Below are 1,754 nucleotides of genomic sequence, written 5' to 3' on the forward strand. Positions count from 1 at the left end.
CGCCGAACACCAACCGCAGCCCGATCGCGACCGCGATCAACGCGACACTCAGCGTCGCGAGACTTTCCAGCACCATCGAGGAAAGGAACGCGATCTGACCACCATGCTTTTCGCGCTCCTGGCCGATCACGAACGAGCGGCCGAAGCAGGGGATGCACGGGCCACGGATACACAGGTGTGGGCAGAGATCATCGACATGCTCGCCGGATCACTCGCCGCCCCCGTCAGCACCGGTGGTGTGCTGACGCACGACGCCCGGGTGAGCTGACGTCACCCGCTCGACTCGCCGGACAGACACCGGCGGGCGTTCCACACCGGCACCTGACAGCGTCGGCCCAGCAGTTGTGCTGTTCACCGGTGGCTACCGCTGCCGTCAGGTGGCTACCGCGGCACCTCGGCGCGATCCCGAACGCATCGCCGGTCAGCGCGACGGCGGAGGCGAGTCCGGATCGCGGTGCAGGAGCCACCAGGCGACGATGAGGTCGTCGGTCCGGCCCAGATCGAGGCCGGTGAGGTCGGCGAAGCGCGTGAGCCGATTGCGGACGGTATTGCGGTGCAGGTACAGCCTGGCCGCCGTGTCGTCGACGCGTTGATCGCAGTCGAGGTAGGTCTCGACCGTGCCGAGTATCTCCTCGGCCCCAGCATGGCGTCGCAGCGGCGCGAGATGCTTGTCCGCGAGCAGTCGCGCGGCGCCCTCGGCCTCCCCGAGCAGCGGCAGCGGGCCCAGCGATCCGAGATCGACCAGGCCGCTCCTGCCGTGCCGCACCGCGAGATCGAACGCGCGCCGCGCTTGCCGGTACGACGCCGTGGCATCACCGAGCAATACCGCGGAGCCGACCGCGACCACGCTGCCCTCCGGCAACGCGTCCGGAGTCCGCGGCAGCAGGGCGACCAGATGCTGATCCACGACCGTGTCGACGACCGGGAGCTTCGCCGTCGAACCCCGCGCTCGCAACGCGGCGAGCAGGTCCGTCGCCGCGGCGGTACCGTTCCACGCGGCGCAGGCGATCCGGTACCGATGCTCGGGATCGAGCCGGTGATCGCGCGCCTCAGCGCGCAGCACAGCGGGCGCTACCGTGCCGTCGACAAGGCTGCGCAGAAAGTCGGCGCGGCGCGCGGCCCCGGCCACTGCCCGCTCCCGCAGCACCCGGTGCACGGCGGTGGCGGACGCGGTCGCCCATTCCCAGGTGAGGTCTTGCATCTCGTCGATCTCGGCGGCAGGCACCCCGTGCGTGGCGGCGCGGCGACGGATCAGCTCGAAGATCCGGCGCGCGCCGATCTGCAGGCTGTGCGCCACCAGATCCAGGGGGATCTGCTGGTCTGCCCAGGTTCTCGCCAGTGTGGTGAGCTCGTCGAACCCCGCGTGCGCGGCTCCTTCGTCGCCCAGTTGCGCCACGACGATGCGCAACACGGCACGGGTGTTGGTCTCGATCGAGGCCGCGTCGACCTGGTCGTAGACGGGGATGTTGTCGCGGTACAGCCGCGTCAGGTCCGCGGCCATCTCGTTGAGTGCCGGATCGAGCTCCGCGATCATCGCGGCGATGCGCGCCGCGATCTTGCGCCGGTGCGGTCCCAGCGCCAGCGCGGGCACCGGCTCGCTGGTGTGCATATGCACAGTCAACTCGGTTTCCTCGCCTATTTCAACGCCGCTGACTGGACCCAAGAATGGCATGTGCACAGAGAGCGCGGCAGCGGGCGGCGCTCGATCGCTGGGAGGCACGCATGGTCGTCGGTGTTCGGTCCGCACCTGGGAT

Annotated in this window: 2 protein-coding genes; one reads left to right on the forward strand and one right to left on the reverse strand. The window is 69.8% G+C overall.

The window, feature by feature from the left end:
* On the forward strand, nucleotides 1-268 hold a 268-nt coding region (locus ACFWF3_RS34690), incomplete at its 5' end, for a hypothetical protein (RefSeq protein ID WP_379318287.1).
* A gap of 153 nt (nucleotides 269-421) precedes the next feature.
* Here the strand turns inward: ACFWF3_RS34690 and ACFWF3_RS34695 are convergent.
* Entirely contained in the window at nucleotides 422-1,615 is a 1,194-nt protein-coding gene (locus ACFWF3_RS34695) for a PucR family transcriptional regulator (RefSeq protein WP_379318285.1), read from the reverse strand.
* Nucleotides 1,616-1,754: the final 139 nt, after the last annotated feature.

Source organism: Nocardia sp. NPDC060220 (genome assembly GCF_042727815.1).
Classification (GTDB): domain Bacteria; phylum Actinomycetota; class Actinomycetes; order Mycobacteriales; family Mycobacteriaceae; genus Nocardia.